Annotated in this window: 22 protein-coding genes; 14 read left to right on the top strand and 8 right to left on the bottom strand. The window is 61.3% G+C overall.

The window, feature by feature from the left end:
• Window positions 1-46: 46 nt before the first annotated feature.
• The 4 genes from BM026_RS15080 to gatC all read right to left on the bottom strand — a co-directional run bounded on the left by BM026_RS15080 (window position 47) and on the right by gatC (window position 3,788).
• Complete coding sequence (locus BM026_RS15080) at window positions 47-418, bottom strand: septal ring lytic transglycosylase RlpA family protein (RefSeq protein WP_071491134.1); 372 nt, start codon at window positions 416-418, stop codon at window positions 47-49.
• A 158-nt stretch (window positions 419-576) separates the two neighbouring features.
• Window positions 577-2,022: an Asp-tRNA(Asn)/Glu-tRNA(Gln) amidotransferase subunit GatB gene (gene gatB, locus BM026_RS15075; RefSeq protein ID WP_092240726.1), complete on the bottom strand. Its 1,446-nt coding sequence runs from the start codon at window positions 2,020-2,022 to the stop codon at window positions 577-579.
• Between the two features lie 10 nt (window positions 2,023-2,032).
• On the bottom strand, window positions 2,033-3,484 hold the full coding sequence (gatA, locus tag BM026_RS15070; protein ID WP_071491136.1) for an Asp-tRNA(Asn)/Glu-tRNA(Gln) amidotransferase subunit GatA: 1,452 nt from the start codon (window positions 3,482-3,484) through the stop codon (window positions 2,033-2,035).
• A 16-nt stretch (window positions 3,485-3,500) separates the two neighbouring features.
• Window positions 3,501-3,788 carry an Asp-tRNA(Asn)/Glu-tRNA(Gln) amidotransferase subunit GatC gene (gene gatC / locus BM026_RS15065; RefSeq protein WP_071491137.1) on the bottom strand — a complete coding sequence of 96 codons (288 nt, stop codon included), beginning with the start codon at window positions 3,786-3,788 and terminating at the stop codon, window positions 3,501-3,503.
• A 210-nt stretch (window positions 3,789-3,998) separates the two neighbouring features.
• Here gatC and mreB point away from each other — a divergent pair, with 210 nt between their 5' ends.
• The 8 genes from mreB to tldD all read left to right on the top strand — a co-directional run bounded on the left by mreB (window position 3,999) and on the right by tldD (window position 15,189).
• Window positions 3,999-5,036, top strand: a complete 1,038-nt coding sequence (gene mreB, locus BM026_RS15060) for a rod shape-determining protein MreB (RefSeq protein ID WP_002555108.1) — start codon at window positions 3,999-4,001, stop codon at window positions 5,034-5,036.
• 140 nt (window positions 5,037-5,176) lie between these two features.
• Complete coding sequence (mreC, locus tag BM026_RS15055; protein WP_093529191.1) at window positions 5,177-6,277, top strand: rod shape-determining protein MreC; 1,101 nt, start codon at window positions 5,177-5,179, stop codon at window positions 6,275-6,277.
• Window positions 6,277-6,765, top strand: a complete 489-nt coding sequence (gene mreD, locus BM026_RS15050; protein ID WP_071491139.1) for a rod shape-determining protein MreD — start codon at window positions 6,277-6,279, stop codon at window positions 6,763-6,765. Before mreC ends, mreD begins: the two co-directional genes overlap by 1 nt.
• A gap of 51 nt (window positions 6,766-6,816) precedes the next feature.
• On the top strand, window positions 6,817-7,413 hold the full coding sequence (locus BM026_RS15045; protein WP_071491140.1) for a Maf family protein: 597 nt from the start codon (window positions 6,817-6,819) through the stop codon (window positions 7,411-7,413).
• Window positions 7,414-7,483: 70 nt separating this feature from the next.
• The gene (gene rng, locus BM026_RS15040) at window positions 7,484-8,941 is read left to right on the top strand and encodes a ribonuclease G (RefSeq protein ID WP_071491141.1); all 1,458 of its coding nucleotides are present in this window, start codon (window positions 7,484-7,486) and stop codon (window positions 8,939-8,941) included.
• 76 nt (window positions 8,942-9,017) lie between these two features.
• Window positions 9,018-12,833 carry a YhdP family protein gene (locus BM026_RS15035; RefSeq protein ID WP_093529188.1) on the top strand — a complete coding sequence of 1,272 codons (3,816 nt, stop codon included), beginning with the start codon at window positions 9,018-9,020 and terminating at the stop codon, window positions 12,831-12,833.
• A 48-nt stretch (window positions 12,834-12,881) separates the two neighbouring features.
• Window positions 12,882-13,730 carry a carbon-nitrogen hydrolase family protein gene (locus BM026_RS15030; RefSeq protein WP_071491143.1) on the top strand — a complete coding sequence of 283 codons (849 nt, stop codon included), beginning with the start codon at window positions 12,882-12,884 and terminating at the stop codon, window positions 13,728-13,730.
• A gap of 16 nt (window positions 13,731-13,746) precedes the next feature.
• The gene (gene tldD / locus BM026_RS15025) at window positions 13,747-15,189 is read left to right on the top strand and encodes a metalloprotease TldD (RefSeq protein ID WP_092240731.1); all 1,443 of its coding nucleotides are present in this window, start codon (window positions 13,747-13,749) and stop codon (window positions 15,187-15,189) included.
• A 45-nt stretch (window positions 15,190-15,234) separates the two neighbouring features.
• Here tldD and yjgA read toward each other — a convergent pair whose 3' ends face one another.
• The gene (gene yjgA / locus BM026_RS15020) at window positions 15,235-15,756 is read right to left on the bottom strand and encodes a ribosome biogenesis factor YjgA (RefSeq protein WP_058423000.1); all 522 of its coding nucleotides are present in this window, start codon (window positions 15,754-15,756) and stop codon (window positions 15,235-15,237) included.
• Window positions 15,757-15,864: 108 nt separating this feature from the next.
• Between yjgA and pmbA the strand changes: the two genes are divergently transcribed.
• From pmbA to BM026_RS14990, 6 genes are all read left to right on the top strand, one after another.
• Window positions 15,865-17,211 carry a metalloprotease PmbA gene (gene pmbA, locus BM026_RS15015; RefSeq protein WP_093119835.1) on the top strand — a complete coding sequence of 449 codons (1,347 nt, stop codon included), beginning with the start codon at window positions 15,865-15,867 and terminating at the stop codon, window positions 17,209-17,211.
• A gap of 152 nt (window positions 17,212-17,363) precedes the next feature.
• On the top strand, window positions 17,364-17,759 hold the full coding sequence (locus tag BM026_RS15010; RefSeq protein ID WP_071491146.1) for a FagA protein: 396 nt from the start codon (window positions 17,364-17,366) through the stop codon (window positions 17,757-17,759).
• Complete coding sequence (locus tag BM026_RS15005; protein ID WP_093512480.1) at window positions 17,752-19,128, top strand: class II fumarate hydratase; 1,377 nt, start codon at window positions 17,752-17,754, stop codon at window positions 19,126-19,128. Before BM026_RS15010 ends, BM026_RS15005 begins: the two co-directional genes overlap by 8 nt.
• A 27-nt stretch (window positions 19,129-19,155) precedes the next feature.
• A complete protein-coding gene (locus tag BM026_RS15000; RefSeq protein ID WP_092240737.1) occupies window positions 19,156-19,584 on the top strand; it encodes a hypothetical protein in 429 nt (142 codons plus the stop codon).
• 1 nt (window position 19,585) lies between these two features.
• Entirely contained in the window at window positions 19,586-20,197 is a 612-nt protein-coding gene (locus BM026_RS14995; RefSeq protein ID WP_093512477.1) for a superoxide dismutase, read from the top strand.
• A 31-nt stretch (window positions 20,198-20,228) separates the two neighbouring features.
• Window positions 20,229-21,122 carry a ZIP family metal transporter gene (locus BM026_RS14990; RefSeq protein WP_071491150.1) on the top strand — a complete coding sequence of 298 codons (894 nt, stop codon included), beginning with the start codon at window positions 20,229-20,231 and terminating at the stop codon, window positions 21,120-21,122.
• Between the two features lie 44 nt (window positions 21,123-21,166).
• Here BM026_RS14990 and BM026_RS14985 read toward each other — a convergent pair whose 3' ends face one another.
• From BM026_RS14985 to ptsN, 3 genes are read right to left on the bottom strand one after another with little or no spacing between them, the layout of a single operon-like run.
• Window positions 21,167-21,439, bottom strand: coding sequence for an HPr family phosphocarrier protein (locus tag BM026_RS14985; RefSeq protein ID WP_093529185.1), 273 nt, complete (start codon window positions 21,437-21,439; stop codon window positions 21,167-21,169).
• A gap of 16 nt (window positions 21,440-21,455) precedes the next feature.
• Entirely contained in the window at window positions 21,456-22,313 is an 858-nt protein-coding gene (gene rapZ, locus BM026_RS14980; RefSeq protein WP_093529182.1) for an RNase adapter RapZ, read from the bottom strand.
• Between the two features lie 2 nt (window positions 22,314-22,315).
• A complete protein-coding gene (ptsN, locus tag BM026_RS14975; protein WP_038851044.1) occupies window positions 22,316-22,780 on the bottom strand; it encodes a PTS IIA-like nitrogen regulatory protein PtsN in 465 nt (154 codons plus the stop codon).
• Between the last annotated feature and the right edge of the window lie 2 nt (window positions 22,781-22,782).

The following is a 22,782-nucleotide window of genomic DNA, read 5'->3' as shown; positions in this document are numbered from 1 at the left end:
CCAGGGCGAGAGGGCGGTTAATCCGAAAATGGCCAGGGCTCCGTTTTCAATTGCTCAGGGCTTGCACGCGAACTCGCGCCGTACCGCTGCCGATCATACCCAGCTGTTGGGCGGCCTTGCGTGAAAGATCGATCAAGCGCCCACGTGTATGCGGGCCGCGATCATTGATGCGGACAACCACGGATCGGTCGTTGTCGAGATTGGTAACCTTGACCTGCGTGCCGAAGGGCAGGCGCCGGTGGGCGGCGGTCAGGGCGTTCTGGTTGAAGGGCTCACCGCTGGCAGTCTTTTTGCCGTGGTGTTTGGCGCCGTAGTAGGACGCGGTGCCGGTTTCGTCGTAGCCGTTGGGGTCGATGAGGCCGCTGGCGCAGCCGGCCAACAGGGAGAACAGGGCCAGGAGGCCGAGTAGACGCTTCATTTTCAGGTTATCCCCCTATTGAATGTGGGAGGGGGCTTGCCCCGATAGCGGCGCGTCAGTCAATAGAATTGCTGGCTGATACACCCTCATCGGGGGCAAGCCCCCTCCCACAGTAGGCCGAGTTGAGCATGAGGTCTCACTCGGTCTCTTCATCGCTGTCAGCCTTCGAGTTTGCTTTTCAGCAATTCGTTCACCTGTTGCGGGTTGGCCTTGCCTTTGGAGGCTTTCATCGCCTGGCCCACAAAGAAGCCGAACATCTTGCCGCGCTTGGCTTCGTCTGCCGCACGGTATTGTTCGACCTGCTCGGCGTTGGCCGCGAGCATTTCATCCAGCACGGCCGAGATCGCGCCGCTGTCGGTGACTTGCTTGAGGCCGCGCTTCTCGATGATCTCGTCGGCGCTGCCTTCGCCGCCGGCCATGGCTTCGAACACGGTCTTGGCGATTTTGCCGGAGATGGTGTTGTCCTTGATGCGCAGCAGCATGCCGCCCAGTTGCTCGGCGCTGACCGGGGCCTCGTCGATTTCCAGGCCTTGCTTGTTCAACAGGCTGCCCAGCTCAACCATCACCCAGTTGGCCGCCAGCTTGGCGTCACCGGCAATGCTCACGACCTTTTCGAAGTAGTTGGCTTGCTCGCGGCTGGACGCCAGGACGCTCGCATCGTAGACCGACAGGCCGAACTGTTCCTGGAAGCGCTCGCGTTTCTGCTGCGGCAGTTCCGGCAGGGTGGCGCGGATCTCGTTGAGGAACGAGTCCTCCAGCACCACCGGCAACAGGTCCGGATCGGGGAAGTAACGGTAGTCGTTGGCTTCCTCTTTGCTGCGCATGGCGCGGGTTTCGTCTTTGTTCGGGTCGTACAGGCGGGTTTGCTGGATGACCTTGCCGCCGTCTTCGATCAGCTCGATCTGGCGACGCACTTCGCTGTTGATCGCTTTCTCGATGAAGCGGAACGAGTTGACGTTTTTGATCTCGCAGCGAGTGCCAAACTCAACCTGGCCCTTTGGACGGATCGACACGTTGCAGTCGCAACGCAGCGAGCCTTCGGCCATGTTGCCGTCGCAGATGCCCAGGTAGCGCACCAACGCGTGGATGGTCTTGACGTAGGCCACGGCTTCCTTGGCGCTGCGCATGTCCGGCTCGGACACGATTTCCAGCAGCGGCGTACCGGCACGGTTCAGGTCGATACCGGTCGCGCCGGGGAATTCTTCGTGCAGGCTCTTGCCGGCGTCTTCTTCCAGGTGCGCACGGGTCACGCCGACGCGCTTGATGGTGCCGTCTTCCAGCGGGATGTCCAGGTGGCCCTTGCCGACGATCGGCAATTCCATCTGGCTGATCTGGTAGCCCTTGGGCAGGTCCGGGTAGAAGTAGTTCTTGCGCGCGAACACGTTGTGCTGGCCGATTTCGGCGTCAATCGCCAGGCCGAACATCACCGCCATGCGCACCGCTTCCTGGTTCAACACCGGCAGCACGCCGGGCATGCCCAGGTCGACCAGGCTGGCCTGGGTGTTGGGCTCGGAGCCGAACGTGGTGGCGCTACCGGAGAAAATCTTCGATTGGGTGGCGAGCTGGGTATGAATCTCCAGCCCGATCACGACTTCCCATTGCATAGTGTTCTCCTCAGAAGCCGGTAGGGGTGCGAGTGTGCCAGTCAGTGTTCAACTGGTACTGGTGCGCCACATTGAGCAGGCGGCCTTCCTGGAAATACGGGGCGAGCAATTGCACACCGACCGGCAGGCCATCGACGAAACCGGCGGGCATGGACAAGCCCGGCAGGCCCGCGAGGTTGGCGGTGATGGTGTACAGGTCTTCGAGGTACGCAGCCACCGGGTCGCCGTTCTTGGCGCCGAGTTTCCAGGCCGGGTTCGGCGTGGTTGGGCCGAGGATCACGTCGACGTGTTCAAAGGCGGCCATGAAGTCGTTCTTCACCAGGCGACGGATTTTCTGCGCCTTCAGGTAGTACGCGTCGTAGTAACCGGCCGACAGGGCGTAGGCGCCGACCATGATGCGGCGCTGCACTTCGGCGCCGAAGCCTTCGCCACGGGAACGTTTGTACAGGTCGGTGAGGTCTTTCGGGTTTTCGCAGCGGTAGCCGAAGCGCACGCCGTCGAAACGCGACAGGTTGGAGGAGGCCTCTGCCGGCGCGATCACGTAGTACGCAGGAATCGCGTGCTGGTTGTTCGGCAGGCTGATCTCCTTGATCACCGCGCCGAGGCCTTCCAGCGTCTTGACGCTGTTGTGCACCAGCTCGGCGATGCGCGGGTCGAGGCCGGCGCTGAAGTATTCCTTCGGCACGCCGATGCGCAGGCCCTTGAGCGAGGTGTTCAGGCTGGCGCTGTAGTCCGGCACGGGCTCATCGATGCTGGTGGAGTCCTGTTTATCGAAACCGGCCATGCCTTGTAACAATATCGCGCAGTCTTCGGCGGTGCGAGCCAGGGGGCCGCCCTGATCGAGGCTGGACGCGTAGGCGATCATGCCCCAGCGGGAAACGCGACCGTAGGTCGGCTTCAGGCCGGTGAGGTTGGTGAACGCGGCAGGCTGGCGGATCGAACCACCGGTGTCGGTGGCCGTGGCGGCCGGCAGGAAGCGCGCGGCGACGGCTGCTGCCGAACCACCGGACGAACCGCCGGGCACGTGCTCCAGGTTCCACGGGTTTTTCACCGCGCCGTAGTAGCTCGACTCGTTGGCCGAACCCATGGCGAATTCGTCCATGTTGGTCTTGCCCAGGGTCACGGCCCCGGCGGCAGCCAGCTTGGACACCACGGTGGCGTCGTAGGGGGCTTTAAAGTTGTCGAGCATCTTCGAGCCGCAGCTGGTGCGAATGCCCTGGGTGCAGAACAGGTCTTTGTGGGCAATCGGCGCGCCCAGCAGTGGGCCGTTTTCACCGTTGGCGCGACGTGCGTCGGCGGCCTTGGCCTGGCTCAAGGCCAGCTCTTCGGTGAGGCTGATGAAGCTGTTGACCTTCGGGTCGTGCTCGGCGATACGCGCCAGCAGGGTCTTGGTCAGCTCTTCGGAAGAAAACTTTTTGTCGGCGAGACCGCGGGCGATCTCGGCCAGAGTCATGTGATGCATTGCAGGCTCTTTCCCTTTAGTCGATGACTTTCGGAACCAGGTACAGGCCGTTTTCGACCGCTGGCGCGATGGACTGGTAGGCCTCGCGATTATTACTCTCGGTCACGACGTCAGCGCGCAGGCGCTGGCTGGCTTCCAGTGGGTGAGCCAGGGGCTCGATGCCGTCGGTATTCACGGCCTGCATTTGGTCGACCAGCCCGAGAATGCTGTTCAGGGCGGCGGTGGTCTGTGGAAGATCGACTTCATTGAGGCCCAGGCAGGCCAAATGAGCGATTTTTTCCACGTCGGAGCGTTCAAGCGTCATGGGAATCTCCAGTGGAAAACAGAACGGAGGCTGTCCGTGTGTTAGATTGTCGGAACACTACCGCATTTCTACGGTCTTACGGCCGCGATTGTGGGGTTAGGTGCACAGAAAGTCGGCCAATTTAGCACATTGGCGCCTTGCCCAAAATCCCTGTCGTTGTTAGAGTTTGCCGCACTTTTTTACCCACGCGTTGCCTAGGGTCCCTTTCCCATGTTCAAGAAACTGCGTGGCATGTTTTCCAGCGATCTTTCCATTGACCTGGGCACTGCCAACACCCTTATTTACGTGCGCGAGCGCGGTATTGTCCTGAATGAGCCATCGGTTGTGGCCATTCGGACCCATGGTAATCAGAAAAGTGTCGTTGCCGTCGGCACCGAGGCCAAGCGCATGCTCGGCCGTACACCAGGCAATATTGCTGCCATTCGTCCGATGAAAGACGGCGTGATCGCCGACTTCAGTGTCTGCGAGAAGATGCTGCAGTACTTCATCAACAAGGTTCACGAAAACAGTTTCCTGCAGCCCAGCCCTCGTGTGCTGATCTGTGTTCCATGCAAGTCCACCCAGGTTGAGCGTCGTGCCATCCGTGAATCGGCCCTCGGTGCCGGTGCCCGTGAAGTGTTCCTGATCGAAGAGCCAATGGCTGCTGCGATCGGTGCCGGCCTGCCGGTTGAAGAAGCGCGCGGTTCGATGGTGGTGGATATCGGTGGTGGTACCACTGAAATCGCCCTGATTTCCCTGAACGGTGTGGTGTATGCCGAGTCCGTTCGTGTAGGCGGCGACCGCTTCGACGAAGCGATCATCACTTATGTGCGCCGTAACTACGGCAGCCTGATCGGCGAATCCACCGCAGAGCGCATCAAGCAGGAAATCGGCACCGCCTATCCAGGCGGCGAAGTACGCGAAGTCGACGTGCGCGGTCGCAACCTGGCCGAAGGCGTGCCACGTGCCTTCACCCTGAACTCCAATGAAGTGCTGGAGGCTCTGCAGGAGTCCCTGGCGACCATCGTTCAGGCCGTGAAGAGTGCCCTGGAGCAATCGCCGCCGGAACTGGCTTCCGACATCGCCGAGCGTGGCCTGGTGCTGACCGGTGGTGGCGCCTTGCTGCGTGACCTCGACAAGTTGCTGGCCCAGGAAACCGGCCTGCCGGTGATCGTCGCCGAAGACCCGCTGACCTGTGTTGCTCGCGGTGGTGGTCGTGCACTGGAAATGATGGATAAACACACCATGGACCTGCTTTCCAGCGAATAAGCCTTTGCTGATGAGCCCATGTTTCGCCCGCAGGCAGCACTTTGCAGTGCTGCCTGTTGGCGTTTATCTTCTTCAATCTGCATCCAGGCCGGTTAGATGCCGTATGAATAAAGAGAACATTTGCCTGGGAGGAGCGGCTTATTAAACCGCTTTTCGCCAAAGGCCCCTCATTGGGCGTGCGCCTGTTGGTGCTGGTCGTGCTTTCGGTCGCGCTGATGGTGGTCGATGCCCGCTTTGCACTGCTCAAACCCGTGCGCAGCCAGATGTCGCTGGTGTTGATGCAGACCTACTGGATCACCGACCTGCCGCAACGTCTGTTCCAGGGCGTGGCCAGCCAGTTCGGCAGCCGCACCGAGCTCGTCGCCGAGAACGAAAAACTCAAGACCGAAAACCTGCTGTTGCAGGGGCGCATGCAGAAGCTGGCGGCCCTCACCGAGCAGAACGTTCGGCTGCGCGAGTTGCTCAATTCTTCCGCACTGGTCAATGAAAAGGTCGAAGTGGCCGAGTTGATCGGCATGGACCCCAACCCCTTCACCCATCGCATCATCATCAACAAGGGTGAGCGCGACGGTGTGGTCCTCGGCCAGCCGGTGCTCGACGCCCGTGGCCTGATGGGCCAAGTGGTCGAGCTGATGCCTTACACCTCGCGGGTGTTGTTGCTGACGGACACTACCCACAGCATCCCGGTGCAGGTAAACCGCAACGGCCTGCGCGCGATTGCCAGCGGTACCGGCAACCCCGAGCGCCTGGAGTTGCGTCATGTGGCCGACACTGCCGACATCAAGGAAGGCGACCTGCTGGTCAGTTCCGGCCTCGGTCAGCGTTTCCCGGCCGGCTACCCGGTGGCGACGGTCAAGGAAGTGATCCACGATTCCGGCCAGCCATTTGCCATTGTGCGTGCCGTGCCGACTGCAGCCCTGAACCGCAGCCGCTACCTGCTGCTGGTATTCAGCGACAACCGCACCCCGGAAGAGCGCGCCAACGACGCCGCCCAGGCCCAGGAAGCAGAAGATAAGCGAAACGGCATCGCGCCGATCGTTCCTGCGACGGTGCCCAAGCCTGCATTCGTGGGGCCGCCCGCACCCGCCGCTGCCCCGGCCGCGCCTGTGGCCACGCCGGTCAAGCCGGCCGCCCACAACGCTCGCCCGGCCAAACCGGCGGCGATCAAGCCACCGGCCGCCACGCCTGCAGCCAAGCCTCCAGCGGCCGCTGCGACCACCACGCGGCAGAGGGAAGAATAATGGCCGGTACTCATTCGCGTAACGGTTGGATCGTCTGGCTGACCTTTGCCATCGGCCTGTTGCTCAGCGTTTCGCCGCTGCCACAGTTCATGGAAATCCTGCGCCCGCTCTGGCTGGCGTTGCTGCTGGCGTTCTGGGCGCTGAACCTGCCGCACAAAGTCGGCATGGTCACGGCAATGTTCCTGGGCTTGGCGGAAGATGTGCTCTATGGCACCTTGCTGGGCCAGAACGCGTTGATCCTGACGTTGATCACTTTCCTGGTGCTGTCGTTGCAGCAGCGTTTGCGCATGTTCCCGATGTGGCAACAGTGCCTGGTGATCCTGGTGATCTTCGGCCTGGCACAACTGGTTCAGCTGTGGCTCAGTGCCTTGACCGGTAACCGCCAGCCCACCCTTGCGTTGGTGCTGCCGGCCCTGGTCAGTGCGTTGCTGTGGCCATGGGTCAGCTTCGGTCTGCGTGGGTTGCGTCGTCGCTACAAAATCAATTGAATGGATTGCGAGGCTCTGCCTGGTTATCGAGCCCTACAGGGAGAGTCTGCAATGAATTCGCTTTACCTGGCCTCGGGCTCTCCGAGGCGGCGTGAACTGTTGACCCAGATCGGTGTGCCCTTCACCGTGGTCAGCGCCGCTATTGATGAAACCCCTCTTACAAATGAATCCGCCGTTTCCTACGTCGAGCGCCTGGCGCGCGGTAAGGCTGCGGCGGGTTTTGCTGTGCTCTCAAATACGTCTGGCGCCTGTGTGCTGGGGGCTGATACGGCTGTGATCGTTGATGGTCAGATCCTCGGTAAGCCCGTTGACCAGGCCGACGCCTTGGCGATGTTGATGGCCTTGTCGGGGCGTGAGCACGAGGTGCTCACCGCCATTGCCCTCACCGACGGCCAGCGCTGCGAGTGTATTTGTGTAAGCAGTCGTGTACGTTTTCGCGACATTTCTGTCGAGGAGGCTACAACCTACTGGCACAGTGGCGAACCCCAGGACAAGGCGGGCGGCTATGCTATCCAAGGCCTGGGCTCGGTGTTTGCAGCCGGGCTCAATGGCAGTTATTCGGCGGTCGTCGGCCTGCCGGTGTGCGAAACCGCACAACTGCTCCATCAATTCGGCATACCCTGTTGGCAAAATCTTACCGCGCGCTGATCGCCGTTCTCCAGCGCCCAGCCTTTAGCGATCGGTCACTATTGTGAAAACGCCTGAACGAGACCCAGCCATGAGTGAAGAGATTCTGATCAATATCACGCCGATGGAATCGCGCGTGGCGGTGGTAGAGAACGGTGTTCTGCAAGAAGTCCATGTTGAGCGCACCCAGAAGCGCGGGATCGTCGGCAATATCTACAAAGGCAAGGTGGTGCGTGTACTGCCGGGGATGCAAGCGGCATTCGTCGATATCGGCCTGGACCGTGCGGCATTTATCCATGCCTCGGAAATTTCCCTGCGCGAAGGCCCGGCCGTGGAAAGCATCAGTGCGCTGGTGCACGAAGGGCAGAGCCTGGTGGTGCAAGTCACCAAGGACCCCATCGGTTCCAAGGGCGCGCGCCTGACCACGCAGTTGTCGATCCCGTCGCGTTACCTGGTGTACATGCCGCGTACGGCGCATGTCGGCATTTCCTTGAAGATCGAAGATGAAGCCGAGCGTGAGCGCCTGAAGAAGGTGGTCAGCGATTGCGTAGCCGCCGAAGGCATCAAGGAGGCGGGCGGCTTTATTCTGCGCACCGCTGCCGAGGGCGCCGGCGCCGATGAAATCCTCATGGACATCCGCTACCTGCGGCGTCTGTGGGACCAGATCGACGCCCAGATCAAGACCATCGGTGCGCCCAGCGTCATTTATGAAGACCTGGGCCTGGCCCTGCGCACACTGCGCGACCTGGTCAGCCCGAAGATTGAGAAAATTCGCATCGACTCGCGGGAAACCTTCCAGCGCACCACGCAATTCGTCGCCGAACTGATGCCGGAAATTGCCGACCGCCTGGAACACTACCCCGGCGAGCGACCGATCTTCGACCTGTATGGCGTCGAAGACGAAATCCAGAAAGCCCTGGAACGCAAGGTGCCGCTCAAGTCCGGCGGCTACCTGGTGGTGGACCCGGCGGAAGCCATGACCACCATCGACGTCAACACCGGTGCGTTCGTGGGCCATCGCAACCTCGAAGAAACCATCTTCAAGACCAACCTCGAAGCGGCTACCGCGATTGCTCGCCAACTGCGTCTGCGCAACCTGGGTGGCATCATCATCATCGACTTCATCGACATGGAAGACGAAGAGCACCAGCGCCAGGTGCTGCGGACCCTCGAGAAACAGCTGGAGCGTGATCACGCCAAGACCAACATTATCGGCATTACCGAGTTGGGCCTGGTGCAGATGACCCGCAAACGCACCCGAGAAAGCCTCGAGCAAGTGCTGTGCGAGCCGTGCAGCAGTTGCCAGGGGCGCGGTAAGTTGAAGACCCCGGAAACGGTTTGCTACGAGATTTTTCGCGAGATCCTGCGTGAAGCGCGTGCCTACCAGGCCGAAGGTTATAGAGTGCTTGCCAACCAGAAAGTGGTCGACCGGCTGCTGGACGAAGAGTCCGGCAACGTTGCCGAGCTGGAGGGATTTATCGGGCGCACGATACGCTTCCAGGTTGAAACCATGTATTCCCAGGAACAATACGACGTGGTGCTGCTCTGATCCCCATTCGCTTTCCTTTTATGAGACAGGCAGGCCTTGATCTGCCGTCCGACTACTGCCTTGAGGGTCGCCTGACATGGAGCGTCTGATACGCTTTTTTGCCGCTTTGACCCGTTGGGGGCTGGGCCTCTGCGCGTTGTCGCTGGTATTGGCGGCGGTGTACGTGAGCCTGGGGCGTGAATTGACGCCGCTGGTGGCCGAGTACCGTGCCGAAGTCGAAGCCAAGGCCCAGGCAGCCGTGGACATGCCTTTGCATATCGGCAGCCTCGAAGGCCGCTGGAGCGGCTTCGCGCCGGTATTGCTGGCCCATGATGTGATGCTGGGCGAGGGCAGCAGTGCCTTGCGCCTGGACCAGGTCGAGGTGGTGCCCGATGTCTGGGCCAGCCTGATGGCGCGCGAAGTGCGGATTGCCCACCTGCAAGTCAGTGGCCTGCAACTCAGCGTCAAGGAAGACAAGGACGGCAAGTGGGCCTTGCAAGGCCTGCCGGTTCAGGACGATCAGCCGCTGGACCCTGAGCAGTTGCTCACGAACATGCAGAAGGTCAAGCGCGTGTCACTGCTCGACAGCCAGGTGACACTGCAACCGTTCGACCAGGCGCCGGTGACCTTGACGTATGTCGGTCTGAACCTGCACACCGGCGTCACCCGCCAACGCCTGGATGCACGCCTGACCCTGCCCGATGGCCAGCCCCTCGCCATGAGCCTGCGCACCCGCATCCGCGCCAGCCAGTGGAAGGACGGCGAAGTCCAGGCTTATCTGAGCCTGCCCCAGAGTGACTGGGCCAGGTGGATCCCGGCGAAGCTGACTCAACAGTGGAAGCTCACGCAGTTCAAGGCGGGCGGCGAATTCTGGCTGACCTGGGCCAAAGGTGCCGTGCAGAGTGCGGTAGTGCGCCTCAACTCGCCACAGGTGAAGGGCCAATACGCCGAGCGCAAGCCGGTGCACATCGAAAACCTCGCGCTTACGGCCTACCTGCAACGCAGTGACACCGGTCTCAGCGTGCTGTTCGACTCGCTGGCGATGAGCCTGGGCGAGACTCGCTGGGAATCCCGCCTGCAATTGCGGCAGACCCTGGCCACCGACAAGGACCTGGAAGTCTGGAAGCTTCAGGCCGACCGCCTGGACCTGACGCCTATCACACCATTGCTCAACGCGCTGGCGCCGCTGCCGGAAGGTTTTGCCAAGACGGTCGAGCACCTCAAGGCCACTGGTCTGCTGCGTAATGTGCTGGTGGACTTCCGTCCCCAGGACACGACCGATAAGAAGGTCAGCTTCGCCGCCAACCTCGAACGCATCGGCTTCGATGCCTACTTCGGCGCACCGGCTGCGCGTAACGTATCCGGCAGCATCAGCGGCGACCTGGGCCAGGGCGAGTTGCGCATGGACAGCAAGGACTTTTCCCTGCACCTCGACCCGATCTTCGCCAAGCCCTGGCAGTACCTCCAGGCCAATGCACGCCTGACGTGGAAGCTGGACAAAGAAGGCTTCACCCTGATCGCCCCATACATCAAGGTGCTGGGCGAGGAGGGCAAGATCGCCGCCGACTTCCTGATCCGCCTGCATTTCGACCACAACCAGGAAGACTACATGGACCTGCGGGTCGGTATGGTCGATGGCGACGGGCGCTTCACCCCCAAATACCTGCCGGCGGTGTTGAGCCCCGCCCTGGATGAATGGCTGCGTACCGCGATTCTCAAGGGCGCGGTGGATCAAGGCTTCTTCCAGTATCAGGGGTCGTTGAACCACGATGCGCTGCCGGCTTCACGCAATATCAGCCTGTTCTTCAAGGTGCATGATGCCGAGCTGGCGTTCCAGCCGGGCTGGCCTCACGTGAGCAAGGTCAACGGCGAAGTGTTTGTCGAGGAGAGCGGTGTGCGCATCCTGGCCAGCAAGGGCCAGTTGCTTGATACCAAGGTCAAGGACATCTACGTCAATATTCCCCATGCACCTGCGGGCAAGGACAGTCATCTGCTGCTTACGGGCGGTTTTGCCGGTGGCTTGGGCGATGGCCTGAAAATCCTTCAGGAAGCGCCGATCGGCACTGCATCGACCTTTTCTGGCTGGAAGGGCGAGGGCGACCTGCAAGGCGGCCTTGACCTGGATATTCCGTTGGCCAAGGGCGCCGAACCGAAAATCGTGGTGGACTTCAAGACCGACAAGGCGCGCCTGCAATTGGCCGAGCCGCCCCTGGACCTGACCCAGCTCAAGGGCGAGTTCCGTTTCGACAGCGCCAAGGGCCTGAGTGGCCAGAACATCACCGCCCAGGCGTTTGATCGGCCGATCACCGCGCAGATCGTTGCCGACGGCAAGCCGGGCAATATCAGCACCCGTGTGAATGCCAAGGGTCAGGTTACGGTCAAGCGGCTGACCGACTGGTTGAAAATCAGCCAGCCGTTACCGGTATCCGGCGATATTCCGTACCAGTTGCAGGTGACCCTGGATGGCGCCGACAGCCAACTGATGGTCAGCTCCAACCTCAAGGGCGTGGCTGTGGACCTGCCGGCGCCGTTCGGCATGCCGGCCAGCCAGGGGCGTGACAGTGTGTTCCGCATGACCTTGCAGGGCGCCGAGCGCCGCTATTGGTTCGATTATGGCGAGCTGGCCAACTTTACCTTTGCTGCACCGCCGGACAAATTCAATGACGGGCGCGGCGAGCTGTTCCTCGGTGATGGCGATGCTGTGCTGCCGGGCGCCAAGGGCTTGCGCATTCGTGGGGTGCTGTCGGAGCTGGATATCGACCCGTGGAAGAAACTGGTGGATCGTTATGCGGGCAATGACCCGGGCGGCAGTGCCAAGCAATTGCTCAGCGGCGCTGACTTCAAGATCGGCAAGCTGACCGGTTTCGGCACGCAGTTCGATCGAGTCAATTTGCAACTGGACCGCAAGCCTGCAGCGTGGGGCGTGCAGCTCGACAGCCAGCAGGCCAAGGGCTCGGTCAACCTGCCGGACGCCAAGGGCGCACCGATTGCGATCAACCTGCAGTATGTGAAGCTGCCGGCGGTAGACCCTTCGGTGCAGGCGGATGAAAACGCGCCGGACCCCTTGGCGAACATCGACCCCAAGGATATTCCGGCGCTGGATATCACCATTGATCAATTGTTCCAGGGCACGGACCTGATCGGCGCCTGGTCGCTGAAAATCCGCCCGACCGCCAAGGGCCTGGCCTTCAACAACCTGGACCTGGGCCTCAAGGGTATGCAGCTCAAGGGTGCGGGTGGCTGGGAGGGCGCGGCGGGAGACAGCAGCAGCTGGTACAAGGGGCGCCTGGACGGCAAGAATATTGGCGATGTACTCAAGGGGTGGGGGTATGCGCCGACCGTCACCAGCCAGGATTTCCATCTGGATGTGGACGGCCGTTGGCCTGGTTCTCCGGCCTATGTAGGGCCCAAGCGTTTCTCCGGCAGCCTGGATGCGGCGTTCCGCAACGGCCAGTTCGTCGAAGTGGAAGGCGGAGCCCAGGCCCTGCGGGTATTCGGCCTGCTGAACTTCAACTCCATCGGGCGGCGGTTGCGCCTAGATTTCTCGGACCTGCTCGGCAAGGGTTTGAGCTATGACCGGGTCAAAGGCCTGCTGGCCGCCAGCAATGGCGTATTCGTGACCCGCGAACCGATCACCATGACGGGGCCGTCGAGCAACCTCGAGCTCAACGGCACCCTGGACCTGGTGGCTGACCGTGTCGATGCCAAGCTGCTGGTGACGCTGCCGGTGACCAACAACCTGCCGATCGCGGCGTTGATCGTGGGTGCGCCGGCCATTGGTGGTGCGTTGTTCCTGATCGACAAGCTGATCGGCGACCGTGTTTCACGCTTCGCCAGTGTCCAGTACAAGGTCGAAGGCCCGTGGAAGGACCCGAAAATCACCTTCGACAAGCCATTTGAAAAGCCAAACTGAGAGGCTGTGGAGTAGCATGGCCCCATGCCCTTTATGGAGTGTCGGCCCATGTCCTTTGCGGTAATTCAAATGGTCAGCCAGAGCGACGTGCTGGCCAACCTGGCCCAGGCCCGTCGCTTGCTGGAAGACGCGGCGGCTGGTGGTGCGAAGCTGGCGGTACTGCCGGAAAACTTCGCCGCCATGGGCCGTCGTGACGTGGCCGATATCGGCCGCGCCGAGGCGCTGGGCGAAGGCCCGATCCTGCCATGGTTGAAACAGACTGCTCGCGACCTCACCTTATGGATAGTGGCCGGTACTTTGCCATTGCCGCCCAAGGACCAACCGCACGCCAAGTCCAACGCCTGCTCGCTGTTGATCGATGATCAGGGCGAAATCGTTGCCCGTTACGACAAGCTGCACCTGTTCGATGTGGACGTTGCCGACGCTCGTGGTCGTTATCGCGAATCGGACGACTATGCTTTCGGGAGCAATGTGGTGGTGGCGGATACGCCGGTCGGCCGATTGGGCCTGACCGTGTGCTACGACCTGCGCTTCCCCGAGCTGTACAGCGAATTGCGCGCGGCGGGGGCTGAATTGATTACCGCGCCATCGGCGTTTACCGCGGTGACCGGCGCTGCGCACTGGGATGTGCTGATTCGTGCACGGGCCATCGAGACCCAGTGCTATCTGCTGGCGGCCGCCCAGGGGGGTGTGCATCCGGGGCCGCGGGAAACCTATGGTCATGCGGCGATTGTCGACCCCTGGGGGCGCGTGCTGACACAACAGGATCAAGGCGAAGCGGTGTTGCTGGCCGAACGCGATAGCAGTGAACAGGCGTCGATAAGGGCGCGCATGCCGGTGGTCAGCCATCGGCGCTTTTTCTCGCAGGGCGCACAGCGACCTGCTTCGGAACGATGAATTTAAGGCCATACCTATGAGCGAGTTGTTGTCCTCAGTCAGTGAACACCTCCTGGCACCCGGTGGCGTGACCATCGAAAGCTTGCAAACCGTGCTGGGCGATCTTGCCGGGCCGGGCATCGACGCGGCCGACCTGTATTTCCAGGGGCAGATTTCCGAGTCCTGGGCGTTGGAAGACGGCATCGTCAAGGAAGGCAGTTTCAACCTTGACCAGGGTGTGGGCGTGCGGGCGCAGTCCGGTGAGAAAACCGGTTTTGCCTACAGCAATGCGATCACCCTGGAGGCTTTGGGCCTGGCCGCACGTGCCGCACGCTCGATCTCCCGTGCCGGGCAAAACGGCACGGTGCAGGCGTTCAGCACCCAGGATGTGACCCAGTTGTACGGGCCGGAAAACCCGTTGGAAGTGATGACCCGTGCCGAGAAAGTCGACTTGCTCAAGCGTGTCGATGCCGCGACCCGTGCATTGGACCCGCGTATCCAGCAGGTCACCGTGAGCATGGCCGGCGTGTGGGAGCGCATCCTGGTGGCGTCCACCGATGGCGGCCTGGCGGCGGATGTGCGGCCGCTGGTGCGCTTCAACGTGAGTGTGATCGTCGAGCAGAACGGCCGCCGCGAGCGCGGCGGCCATGGCGGCGGCGGGCGTACCGACTATCGTTATTTCCTCACCGACGACCGTGCCATGGGCTATGCCCGTGAAGCGCTGCGCCAGGCGCTGGTCAACCTGGAAGCCATCCCGGCACCGGCAGGTACATTGCCGGTGGTACTGGGCTCGGGTTGGTCCGGCGTGTTGCTGCACGAAGCAGTCGGCCACGGCCTGGAAGGTGACTTCAACCGCAAGGGCAGTTCGGCCTACAGCGGGCGCATGGGCGAGATGGTTGCGTCCAGGCTCTGCACCATCGTGGATGACGGCACCCTGGCGGGGCGCCGTGGCTCGCTGAGCGTCGACGACGAAGGCACGCCGACCGAGTGCACCACCCTGATCGAAAACGGTGTGCTCAAGGGCTACATGCAAGACAAGCTCAACGCCCGCCTGATGGGCGTGGCGCGTACCGGTAATGGTCGTCGTGAATCCTATGCGCACCTGCCGATGCCGCGCATGACCAACACCTACATGCTGGGTGGCGAAAGCGATCCGGCTGAAATCATCGCCTCGGTGAAGCGCGGCATCTACTGCGCCAACCTCGGGGGTGGTCAGGTGGATATCACCAGCGGCAAGTTCGTGTTCTCCACCAGCGAGGCTTACCTGATCGAAGACGGCAAGATCACCGCGCCGGTCAAAGGCGCAACCTTGATCGGTAACGGTCCGGAAGCCATGAGCAAGGTGTCGATGGTCGGTAACGACCTGTCGCTGGACAGCGGCGTGGGCACATGCGGGAAAGATGGGCAGTCGGTACCGGTCGGTGTCGGCCAGCCAACGCTGAAGATTGATGCGATCACCGTGGGTGGCACGGGGTCTTAAGCGGTGGAGCTTCGGGTGGCGAAGGCCGCCACCCGGGGAAGGGCATCAACGCAGGCCGCGTTGAGTCTCGTCCAGCTCACGGATGTACTTGAAGATTTTACGGCTGGTGGCCGGCGCCTTGTTATGCGCCAGCTCGTGCTGGGCCTGACGGATCAGGGAGCGCAGTTGCTGGCGGTCCGCGTCCGGGTAGTCCAGCACGAATTTCTCCAGCACCGCGTCATCGCCCGAGATCAGGCGGTCACGCCAACGTTCCAGGTTATGGAAGCGTTCGTTGTACTGGCGAGTGGAGGCATCGGTTTGATCGAGCAAAGTCAGAATGGCGTCGATGTCCTGGTCGCGCATCAGCTTGCCGATAAACATGATGTGCCGTTTGCGCGCGATATTCGCGGTGTGCTTGGGCGCATCGGCCAGGGCCCGGCGCATTTCGTCGGTCAGTGGCAGTTTTGCAATCAAATCTTTTTTGAGCGTTGTAAGGCGCTCGCCGAGGTCAACCAGCGCATGCAGCTCGCGTTTAACCTGGGTTTTGCTTTTCTCCCCATCGAGGGAGTCGTCGTAAGAATCAACCATGGTGGCAGTCCGCAAAGAAACGCCGCCATGATAACCAGTCGGGGGCCGCTTGTCCGGCCCGGTCGCTCGATGGCCTTAACCGAAAGCAGAATTTGAGTGGAGAAAACCATGAGTGCAGCCCAAAGCGTCGGTCCGCAAGCGTTACCGGCACTGCAGGAACAAGTCGAGCAGATCCTTGCCGAGGCCAAGCGCCAGGGGGCCAGTGCCTGTGAGGTGTCGGTGTCGCTGGAGCAGGGGCTGTCGACGTCGGTGCGCCAGCGGGAAGTGGAAACTGTCGAGTTCAATCGTGACCAGGGCTTTGGCATCACTTTGTATGTGGGGCAGCGCAAAGGTTCGGCCAGTACCTCGGCCAGTGGCTCGGAAGCGATTCGCGAGACAGTCGCCGCTGCGCTGGCGATTGCCAAGCACACGTCCGAGGATGAAAGCTCGGGCCTGGCCGACAAGGCGCTGATGGCCAAGGACCTGAAGGACTTCGATCTGTTCCATGCCTGGGATATCACGCCGGAGCAGGCCATCGAGCAGGCGCTGACCTGCGAAGCCGCCGCGTTCGACGCCGATGCCCGCATCAAGAACGCTGATGGCACCACGTTGAGTACTCATCAGGGCTGCCGCGTATATGGCAACAGCCATGGTTTCATCGGTGGTTATGCGTCCACTCGCCATAGCCTGAGCTGCGTGATGATCGCCGAGGCCAACGGCCAGATGCAGCGCGATTACTGGTATGACGTGAACCGCCAGGGCGATTTGCTGGCCGACCCGGTCAGCATTGGCCAGCGCGCTGCACAGCGTGCGGCGAGCCGCCTGGGCGCGCGCCCGGTGCCAACCTGCGAGGTGCCGGTGTTGTTTTCGGCGGAATTGGCCGGCGGCTTGTTCGGCAGTTTCCTGGGGGCGATTTCCGGCGGCAACCTGTACCGCAAGTCGTCGTTCCTCGAAGGTGCGATCGGCCAGAAGCTGTTCCCCGAATGGCTGACCATCGATGAGCGTCCGCACCTGATGCGCGCCATGGGCAGTTCGGCGTTCGACGGTGATGGTCTGGCCACTTATGCCAAGCCGTTTGTCGAGAACGGGGAATTGGTGTCCTACGTATTGGGTACTTACGCCGGTCGTAAATTGGGCCTGCCAAGCACAGCAAACTCCGGTGGCGTGCACAACTTGTTCGTTACCCATGGTGATGAAGACCAGGCGGCGTTGCTGCGGCGCATGGGGCGTGGCCTGCTGGTGACCGAGTTGATGGGCCATGGCCTGAATATGGTTACGGGCGACTACTCCCGTGGTGCAGCGGGTTTCTGGGTGGAAAACGGCGAGATTCAGTTTGCCGTTCAAGAGGTGACGATTGCCGGCAACATGCGCGATATGTTCAAGCAGATCGTCGCTGTCGGAAACGACTTGGAGTTGCGTAGCAATATCCGTACGGGATCGGTGTTGATCGAGCGGATGACCGTCGCCGGCAGCTGATCCTTCAGACGCGCTTCAACAAGAAGGCGCGCCATCTTTATAGATGGCGCGCCTTTTTTTGTGGCTGCGTGTCAGGAGGATTATCCTGCTACTCTTGTTTTGATTCTCAATATCATTTAATAATAAATATCATTACCGAGTGAGCGTGGATCATGAGTTCTGTCCTGCATGAGGATCCTTACCTGGAGAGCTGGCGCTGGATGAGTCGCCAGATTCGTTGCGGCCTAGACCCCAACGAGCCGCGCCTGATCGAACACTACCTCAATGAGGGTCGATACCTGGCGTGCTGCACCGCGACCCATCCGTGGACGATCGCTGAAACCTCATTCCGCCTGTTGCTCGACACTGCCAGCGATATCGCACTGCCGTGGCATTGGCGTTCCCTGTGCCTGGACCAGGCCTGGCGCCCGCTGCGCGACCTGGAAAAACTCTCCCACTGTGCCTGCCGCCTCAAGCGCTGGCAGACCTTTGCCTGGCAATTGGCGACCTGCGAATTGCTGCCTTCCATTTCTGTTTCTGACCTGGTGCAAGGATCTAACGATGAGTAACACCCGTATCGAACGCGACAGCATGGGCGAACTGCAGGTGCCTGCCGAAGCCTTGTATGGCGCACAAACCCAGCGCGCGGTGAACAACTTCCCAATCAGTCATCAACGTATGCCCGCGCAATTCATTCGCGCTCTGATCCTGGCAAAGGCAGCTGCTGCCAAGGTTAACGTTGACCTCAAGCAGATCAGCGAAGGGCAGGGCAAGGCCATCGTCGATGCCGCCCAAGGCTTACTGGAAGGCGACTTCATGCAGCACTTCCCGGTGGACATCTTCCAGACCGGCTCCGGCACCAGCTCCAACATGAACGCCAACGAAGTGATTGCAACCCTTGCCAGCCGCTTGCTGGGTGAGCCGGTCAACCCAAATGACCACGTGAACTGCGGCCAAAGCAGCAACGACATCATTCCGACCACGATCCACGTCAGCGCCGCGCTGGTGCTGCATGAGCAAACACTGCCCGCACTGTTGCATCTGGTGCAGGTGATCGAGCAGAAGGCGCAAGAGGTTCACCCGTTCATCAAGACTGGCCGCACTCACTTGATGGACGCCATGCCGGTGCGCATGAGCCAGGTGCTCAACGGTTGGGCGCAGCAGCTCAAGGCCAATATCGGGCATTTGCAGGACCTTCTGCCGAGTTTGCAAGCGTTGGCTCAGGGCGGTACTGCGGTCGGCACCGGAATCAACGCACACCCGGAATTCGCGGTGCGTTTCAGTCAGCAATTGAGCAGCCTGACCGGTGTGAAATTCACCCCGGGCAAGAACCTTTTCGCCCTGATTGGCTCCCAGGACACCGCCGTCGCTGTGTCCGGGCAGTTGAAAGCCACCGCCGTGTCGCTGATGAAAATCGCCAACGACCTGCGCTGGATGAACTCCGGCCCACTCGCAGGCCTGGGGGAAATCGAGCTGGAAGGCCTGCAGCCTGGTTCGTCGATCATGCCCGGCAAGGTCAACCCGGTGATCCCTGAAGCCACCGCGATGGTGGCCGCACAAGTCATCGGCAACGACACGGTCATCACGGTCGCCGGCCAGTCGGGCAACTTCGAACTGAACGTGATGCTGCCGATCATCGCCAATAACCTGCTCAGCAGCCTCGAGTTGCTGGCCAACTCCAGTCGTTTGCTGGCAGACAAGGCCATTGCCAGCTTCAAGGTCAATGAGGCCAAGCTCAAGGAAGCGCTGTCGCGCAACCCGATCCTGGTCACCGCACTCAACCCGATCATCGGTTACCAAAAGGCCGCTGAAATCGCCAAGAAGGCCTATCAGCAGGGCCGTCCGGTGATTGATGTCGCCCTTGAGCACACCGACTTGCCGCGCAGCCAACTGGAAATCCTGCTGGATCCAGAAAAGCTCACGGCCGGCGGCGTGTAATCACCGACTCTGCTTTGGAGGCTCACCATGGAGCACTGGAAACGCACGATCGAACGGGCCAATCGCTGCTTTATGGCGGGTGAATTGGTTGACGCTCGCGAGGCTTACTTGCAAGCCCTGGCCCTGGCCCAAGTGCTGTTCGAGCGCTGGGCAGATGCCGACGAAGCAGTGGCGGCTTGCGTCATTTCCCATCACAACCTGGCCGACCTGCACCTGCGGCTGAACCAGCCGGAAGAAAGCGCGGAATACCTTTGCGCTATCCACCAGCGTCTGTTGCAGACCATGCAGGACCCGCGCCTGAGCCCGCAGTTGCGGGAAGCGGCGCTGCGCCAGAGCAGCAAAACCTATGTCGAACTGTTGAATTTCATCAGCGATCACGGCGAATACCCTCGCACCCATCGCTTGCTGGGCGGTACTGCGGCGCAGCCCGCCACGCCCCACTACGGAGCACATTGAAATGACTTACACCTTGCCTGCCTTGCCTTACGCGTATGACGCCCTGGAACCGCATATCGATGCGCAAACCATGGAGATTCACTACACCAAGCACCACCAGACTTACATCAATAACCTCAACGCAGCGGTCGAAGGCACCGAGTTTGCGGGCTGGCCGGTCGAGAAACTGGTGTCCAGCGTGCAGCAACTGCCGGAAAAACTGCGCGCAGCGGTGATCAATCAAGGCGGCGGCCATGCCAACCACTCGTTGTTCTGGGCGGTGATGTCGCCCAAAGGCGGTGGCAAGCCCGAAGGTGCGTTGGGCAAAGCCCTCGACGAACAGTTGGGTGGTTTTGAGGGTTTCAAGGAAGCCTTCACCAAAGCCGCGTTGACGCGCTTCGGAAGCGGTTGGGCCTGGCTGAGCGTCACCCCGCAAAAGACTCTGGTGGTGGAGAGCAGTGGTAATCAAGACAGTCCATTGATGAACGGCAATACACCGATCCTCGGTCTGGACGTCTGGGAGCATGCCTACTACCTGCTGTACCAGAACCGCCGCCCCGAATACATCAATGCCTTCTACAGTGTTATCAACTGGCCAGAAGTTGCCGCCCGCTATCAGGCCGCTTTGGCCTGAAAACCACCCTCGACAAGATCTAAGGCCGACTATGGGGACTGACACACTGGCGATCAGCAGCGGACGAATGTTTCGTTATGCGTTTGGCTCGCTGCTGCTATTGGCAGGTACTGCATTGCTGGTGGCCCACGGGCTGGCCTGGCTGAACCTGGAACCGCGTATCCTGCGCGCCCTGCAAGGCGGCTCCATTTGCGCTCTGGGGACGGCGCTGGGCGCGGTCCCGGTACTGGTGATCCGACGCATGCCGGTGGCGCTGAGCGACACATTGCTGGGTTTTGGTGCAGGGGTGATGCTGGCGGCGACGGCGTTTTCGCTGATCGTCCCGGGCATTGCCGCGGCTGAAAGCCTGGGGCTCTCACCGTGGGGTGCCAGTGGTTTGATCAGCTTTGGCATCATGCTGGGAGCATTCGGGTTGTACTTGGTTGACCGTAAGGTCTCCGGGGCGAGTCCGGAAATGCTGGTGGGCACGCCGGACAAGCCGGTAATTCCTCCGCGCATTTGGTTGTTCGTGTTCGCCATCATCGCCCACAACATCCCCGAAGGCATGGCGGTAGGCGTTTCCGCCGGTGGTGGCATGCCGGATGCCGACAGCCTGGCCATGGGCATCGCGTTGCAGGACGTGCCCGAGGGACTGGTGATTGCGTTGGTGTTGGCCGGGGCGGGAATGTCGCGGGTCAAGGCGTTCCTGATCGGCGCTGCATCAGGTCTGGTGGAGCCCGTATTCGCTGTGCTCTGCGCCTGGCTGGTCAGCCTGGCCGAAGTGTTGTTGCCTTTGGGGTTGGCCCTGGCTGCTGGCGCGATGCTGTTGGTGGTGACCCACGAAGTCATCCCCGAGTCGCGACGCAATGGTCACGAAAAACTCGCCAGCCTGGGCCTGTGCATCGGTTTTTGCTTGATGATGGTGATGGACACCGCTTTGGGGTAGGTAAAGTCTACTGTAGGAGCGAGCAAGCTCGCTTCTACAGAGGGTTATTCACCTTCGTCGAAGTAATTGTTGATCAGCGCCACCAGCGCGGCCATTGCTTCGTCTTCCTGCTCGCCTTCCGTCTTCAAGTGAATCCGGGTGCCCTTGCCGGCCGCCAGCATCATCATGGCCATGATGCTCTTGCCGTCGACCATGGATTCCGGTGTACGCCCGGCGCGGATCTGGCAGGGGAACTGCCCTGCTACGCCCACGAACTTGGCCGAGGCGCGGGCGTGCAAGCCCAGCTTGTTGATGATTTCAATTTCCAGATCGGGCATCGCGGGGGTGTTCCTTTCAGCTAAGGTCGCGGTGGCGGACCTGGACGTTCTTGAGAGTTTGTTGCAGCACCTGGCCCAGGCGCTCGGTCAGGTAGACGGAGCGGTGATGGCCGCCAGTGCAGCCAATGGCAATGGTGACATAGGCGCGGTTGCTTGCAGCAAAGCGTGGCAGCCATTTGAGCAAGTAGGTGGAAATATCCTGGAACATCTCCTCCACATCCGGTTGCGCCGCCAGGTAATCGGCCACGGGCTGATCCAGCCCGGACTGGTCACGCAGCTCCGGTTTCCAGTACGGGTTAGGCAGGCAGCGCACATCGAACACCAGGTCGGCGTCGACCGGCATGCCGCGCTTGAACCCGAACGACTCCACGAGGAATGCCGTGCCCGGCTCCGGCTGGTTCAGCAGGCGCAGCTTGATGGTATCGCGCAACTGGTACAGGTTGAGGCTGGTGGTGTTTATCTTGAGGTCGGCGAGGTCAATGATCGGTCCCAGCAGCTTGGTTTCGTCTTCGATGGCTTCGGCCAGAGAGCGATGGGAGCTGCTGAGGGGGTGGCGCCGGCGGGTCTCGGAGAAGCGTTTGAGCAGGGTCTCTTCGTCGGCGTCCAGGTACAGCACGTCGCAATGAATGTGCTTGCCCCGCACTTCCTCGAGCAATTGCGGGAATCGCTCGAGGTGGCTGGGCAGGTTACGGGCATCAATCGAAACGGCGACCAGCGGTTGGGCCAGTTCGGTATGGATCAAGGCGCGTTCCGCCAACTCTGGCAGCAGGCCAGCGGGCAGGTTGTCGATGCAATAGAACCCGTTGTCCTCAAGAACGTTGAGGGCGGTGCTTTTACCCGAGCCGGAGCGGCCGCTGACGATGATCAAGCGCATGGTTACTGCCCGCTCTGTTCATCCAGGACAACCTGGTACAACGCCTCATTGCTGCTGGCGCTACGCAGTTTGTCGCGTACTTCCTTGCGGTCGAGCATGCTGGCGATCTGCCGGAGCAGTTCCAGGTGCGCATCGGTAGCGGCTTGCGGGACCAGCAGGACGAACAGCAGGTCTACCGGCGCACCGTCGATGGCGTCGAAATCGATGGGGGCTTCCAGGTGCAGCAGGGCACTGACAGGTGTTTCGCAGCCTTTGAGGCGACAGTGAGGAATGGCGATGCCGTTGCCAAAACCCGTGGAACCGAGTTTTTCACGGGCAATCAGCGCATCGAAGACATCCTGCATCTCCAGATCCGGCACTTCGCGCGCGATCAGGTTGGCAATTTGTTCGAGGGCTTTCTTTTTACTGCCGCCCGGCACGTTCACGAGGGAACGGCCGGGGGTCAGGATGGTTTCAAGTCGGATCATGG

This window comes from Pseudomonas sp. NFPP24, from assembly GCF_900112095.1.
In the GTDB taxonomy this organism is placed as follows: Bacteria; Pseudomonadota; Gammaproteobacteria; order Pseudomonadales; family Pseudomonadaceae; genus Aquipseudomonas; species Aquipseudomonas extremorientalis.
The sequence above is the reverse complement of the archived record's forward strand: the minus strand, read 5'-3'. Positions and strand labels throughout refer to the sequence as shown.